Annotated in this window: 2 tRNA genes and 2 rRNA genes; all 4 read right to left on the bottom strand. The window is 55.4% G+C overall.

Features of this window, described 5'->3' with window-relative positions:
- Positions 1–125: 125 nt before the first annotated feature.
- Positions 126–3,003 (bottom strand): 23S ribosomal RNA (locus tag AC2EWF_RS17990).
- Between the two features lie 184 nt (positions 3,004–3,187).
- Positions 3,188–3,263 (bottom strand) — tRNA-Ala (locus AC2EWF_RS17985).
- 5 nt (positions 3,264–3,268) lie between these two features.
- Positions 3,269–3,345: transfer RNA gene (locus tag AC2EWF_RS17980), tRNA-Ile, on the bottom strand.
- 84 nt (positions 3,346–3,429) lie between these two features.
- Positions 3,430–4,970: ribosomal RNA gene (locus AC2EWF_RS17975) — 16S ribosomal RNA — on the bottom strand.
- Together the 16S and 23S rRNA genes with 2 tRNA genes alongside form the textbook arrangement of a ribosomal RNA operon.
- Positions 4,971–5,135 lie beyond the last annotated feature (165 nt).

Raw genomic sequence — 5,135 nt, 5'->3', positions numbered from 1 at the left:
AAGAGTCCGCCAGGGATGGCGGGTTGGGCTCTTCGCGAAAAGGACTTCGCGTCAAACAAAGGCAAACGAGTGACAAGCGTCCGGGTTCTATCGACCGGCACGTGGCGAAGGCCACTTGGGGTTATATGGTCAAGCCGCACGGCTCATTAGTACGCGTAAGCTCAATGCATTGCTGCACTTCCACATCGCGCCTATCAACCACCTGGTCTTGATGGTGCCTTAAGGAGAGTCAAGCTCTCGGGAGATCTCATCTTGGGGCGCGCTTCCCGCTTAGATGCTTTCAGCGGTTATCGCTTCCGTTCATAGCTACCGGGCAATGCCTCTGGCGAGACAACCCGAACACCAGCGGAACGTCCACTCCGGTCCTCTCGTACTAGGAGCAGCCCCCCTCAAATCTCCAACGCCCACGACAGATAGGGACCGAACTGTCTCACGACGTTCTGAACCCAGCTCGCGTACCACTTTAAATGGCGAACAGCCATACCCTTGGGACCGGCTACAGCCCCAGGATGTGATGAGCCGACATCGAGGTGCCAAACACCGCCGTCGATATGAACTCTTGGGCGGTATCAGCCTGTTATCCCCGGAGTACCTTTTATCCGTTGAGCGATGGCCCTTCCATACAGAACCACCGGATCACTAAGACCTACTTTCGTACCTGCTTGATCCGTCGATCTTGCAGTCAAGCACGCTTATGCCTTTGCACACAGTGCGCGATGTCCGACCGCGCTGAGCGTACCTTCGTGCTCCTCCGTTACTCTTTGGGAGGAGACCGCCCCAGTCAAACTACCCACCATACACGGTCCCTGACCCGGATTACGGGCCGAGGTTAGAACGTCAAGCACTTCAGGGTGGTATTTCAAGGATGGCTCCACCGAAACTGGCGTCTCGGTTTCGTAGCCTCCCACCTATCCTACACAGAAGAACTCAACGTTCAGTGTAAAGCTATAGTAAAGGTTCACGGGGTCTTTCCGTCTTGCCGCGGGAACGCTGCATCTTCACAGCGATTTCAATTTCACTGAGTCTCGGGTGGAGACAGCGCCGCTGTCGTTACGCCATTCGTGCAGGTCGGAACTTACCCGACAAGGAATTTCGCTACCTTAGGACCGTTATAGTTACGGCCGCCGTTTACTGGGGCTTCGATCAAGAGCTTCGCCTTGCGGCTGACCCCATCAATTAACCTTCCAGCACCGGGCAGGCGTCACACCCTATACGTCCACTTTCGTGTTTGCAGAGTGCTGTGTTTTTGATAAACAGTCGCAGCGGCCAGGTTACTGCGACCTGCCAATGCTCAGTCACGCATGTGACCACATCGGCAGGCGCACCTTCTCCCGAAGTTACGGTGCCATTTTGCCTAGTTCCTTCACCCGAGTTCTCTCAAGCGCCTTGGGATTCTCACCCTGCCTACCAGTGTCGGTTTACGGTACGGTTTGCTGTAGCTGAAGCTTAGTGGCTTTTCCTGGAAGCGTGGTATCAGTCACTTCGCCCAAAAGGGCTCGTCTCGGTGCTCGGCATAAAGTGGACCGGATTTGCCTAATCCACATGCCTACTGCCTTTCCCCGGGACAACCAACGCCCGGTAGACCTAACCTTCTCCGTCCCCACATCGCACTACAGTCAAGTGCTGGAATATTAACCAGCTTCCCATCGACTACGCATTTCTGCCTCGCCTTAGGGGCCGACTCACCCTGCGCCGATGAACGTTGCGCGAGGAAACCTTGGGCTTTCGGCGTGCGGGCTTTTCACCCGCATTATCGTTACTCATGTCAGCATTCGCACTTCCGATACCTCCAGCAGACTTTACAATCCACCTTCACAGGCTTACGGAACGCTCCTCTACCGCGCACACAGAGTGTGCACCCCGAGCTTCGGTGTCTAGCTTAGCCCCGTTAAATCTTCCGCGCAGACCGACTCGACCAGTGAGCTATTACGCTTTCTTTAAAGGATGGCTGCTTCTAAGCCAACCTCCTGGCTGTCTATGCCTTTCCACATCGTTTTCCACTTAGCTAGAACTTGGGGACCTTAGCTGCGGGTCTGGGTTGTTTCCCTTTTCACGACGGACGTTAGCACCCGCCGTGTGTCTCCCGGATAGTCTGTCCTGGTATTCGGAGTTTGCCATGGTTTGCTAAGTCGCGATGACCCGCTAGCCATAACAGTGCTCTACCCCCAGGAAGATTCGTCCGAGGCGCTACCTAAATAGCTTTCGAGGAGAACCAGCTATCTCCGAGTTTGTTTAGCCTTTCACTCCTATCCACAGCTCATCCCCATCTATTGCAACAGATGTGGGTTCGGTCCTCCAGTGCGTGTTACCGCACCTTCAACCTGGCCATGGATAGATCACTCGGTTTCGGGTCTACTGCCAGAGACTATGCGCCCTATTCAGACTCGGTTTCCCTTCGCCTCCCCTAGACGGTTAAGCTTGCCACTGACAGTAAGTCGCTGACCCATTATACAAAAGGTACGCAGTCACCCTTGCGGGCTTCCACTGCTTGTACGTATACGGTTTCAGGGTCTATTTCACTCCCCTCTCCGGGGTTCTTTTCGCCTTTCCCTCACGGTACTTGTTCGCTATCGGTCAGTCAGGAGTATTTAGCCTTGGAGGATGGTCCCCCCATGTTCAGACAGGGTTTCTCGTGCCCCGCCCTACTCAATTTCATGCACGGTGCCCTTTCGCCTACCGGGCTATCACCGTCTGCGGCGGGCCTTTCCAGACCCTTCGACTAAAACACTGTGCACTTTTGGGCTAGTCCGCGTTCGCTCGTCGCTACTGACGGAATCTCGGTTGATTTCTTTTCCTCCGGGTACTTAGATATTTCAGTTCCCCGGGTTCGCCTCGCATGACTATGTATTCATCATGCGATACCGCTTGCGCGGTGGGTTTCCCCATTCGGACATTGCCGGATCAAAGCTTGTTGCCAGCTCCCCGACACTTTTCGCAGGCTGCCACGTCCTTCATCGCCTCTGACTGCCAAGGCATCCACCGTATACGCTTGGTCGCTTGACCATATAACCCCAAGTCGCCTCAGGGCCATACTTTCAAACCACCTGTTCGTGCCTCAACACGTGTCTCGGTTCGGTTCGAACCAAGACGCTTGTCACTCGTTTGCCAATTTTCAAAGAACACAAGAACGGCCTCAACGCCGCCTCGCTTCAAATCTTTCAGTGTGCTTGGATTTCACGCGGCGCCATGGTGGAGCCAGTCGGGATCGAACCGACGACCCCCTGCTTGCAAAGCAGGTGCTCTCCCAGCTGAGCTATGGCCCCGTGGTTGGTGGGTCTGGGAGGACTCGAACCACCGGCCTCACCCTTATCAGGGGTGCGCTCTAACCACCTGAGCTACAGACCCGGAAAGCTTCTTGCTAGGGACGCTACGTGAAATACAGGTGTCTTGTGTGGACGTCTTGCGCGACGGATCGCGCTGTCGTTCTCGAAAGGAGGTGATCCAGCCGCACCTTCCGATACGGCTACCTTGTTACGACTTCACCCCAGTCATGAACCACTCCGTGGTCGTCGTCCCCCTTGCGGTTAGACTAACGGCTTCTGGAGCAACTCACTCCCATGGTGTGACGGGCGGTGTGTACAAGGCCCGGGAACGTATTCACCGCAGCATAGCTGATCTGCGATTACTAGCGATTCCGACTTCATGGAGTCGAGTTGCAGACTCCAATCCGGACTGGGATCGGCTTTCTGGGATTGGCTCCACCTCGCGGTATTGCAACCCTCTGTACCGACCATTGTAGTACGTGTGTAGCCCTGGCCGTAAGGGCCATGAGGACTTGACGTCATCCCCACCTTCCTCCGGTTTGTCACCGGCAGTCTCCTTAGAGTTCCCGACATTACTCGCTGGCAACTAAGGACAAGGGTTGCGCTCGTTGCGGGACTTAACCCAACATCTCACGACACGAGCTGACGACAGCCATGCAGCACCTGTGTTCCGATTCCCGAAGGCACTCCCGCATCTCTGCAGGATTCCGGACATGTCAAGGCCAGGTAAGGTTCTTCGCGTTGCATCGAATTAAACCACATACTCCACCGCTTGTGCGGGCCCCCGTCAATTCCTTTGAGTTTCAGTCTTGCGACCGTACTCCCCAGGCGGCGAACTTAACGCGTTTGCTTCGACACTGATCTCCGAGTTGAGACCAACATCCAGTTCGCATCGTTTAGGGCGTGGACTACCAGGGTATCTAATCCTGTTTGCTCCCCACGCTTTCGTGCTTCAGCGTCAGTGTTGTCCCAGATGGCCGCCTTCGCCACTGATGTTCCTCCCGATCTCTACGCATTTCACCGCTACACCGGGAATTCCACCATCCTCTGACACACTCTAGCCCGCCAGTATCCATTGCCATTCCCAGGTTGAGCCCGGGGATTTCACAACAGACTTAACGAACCGCCTACGCACCCTTTACGCCCAGTAATTCCGATTAACGCTTGCACCCTTCGTATTACCGCGGCTGCTGGCACGAAGTTAGCCGGTGCTTATTCCTCAGGTACCGTCAGCCCCACCGGGTATTGGCCGGTAGTATTTCGCTCCTGATAAAAGTGCTTTACAACCCGAAGGCCTTCTTCACACACGCGGCATTGCTGGATCAGGCTTGCGCCCATTGTCCAATATTCCCCACTGCTGCCTCCCGTAGGAGTCTGGGCCGTGTCTCAGTCCCAGTGTGGCTGATCATCCTCTCAGACCAGCTAGCGATCGTCGCCTTGGTGGGCCATTACCCCGCCAACTAGCTAATCGCACATCGGTTCGTCCTGCCGCGCGAGGCCCGAAGGTCCCCCGCTTTCTCCCGTAGGACGTATGCGGTATTAGTCCCGGTTTCCCGAGGTTATCCCCCACGTCAGGGTAGATCCCGATGCATTACTCACCCGTCCGCCACTCGCCACCCGGTATTGCTACCTGTGCTGCCGTTCGACTTGCATGTGTTAGGCATGCCGCCAGCGTTCAATCTGAGCCAGGATCAAACTCTTCACTTAAGTTTTCGATGGCCGAAACCATCTATCTTTCTGAAGCGTGACCCCAACCATTGAAACTCATTACTGACTTTCTTTGGGTGGGACGCTTGCATTGCTTGGACAGGTCAGCAACCCGCCAGCGCAAGGCGTCCACACAATTCACCTGTGCACACTGTCAAAGATCTC

This window comes from Rhodanobacter sp. sgz306013, assembly GCF_057031145.1.
Note: the sequence above shows the minus strand (reverse complement) of the source record. Positions and strands in the feature narration are given on the sequence as shown.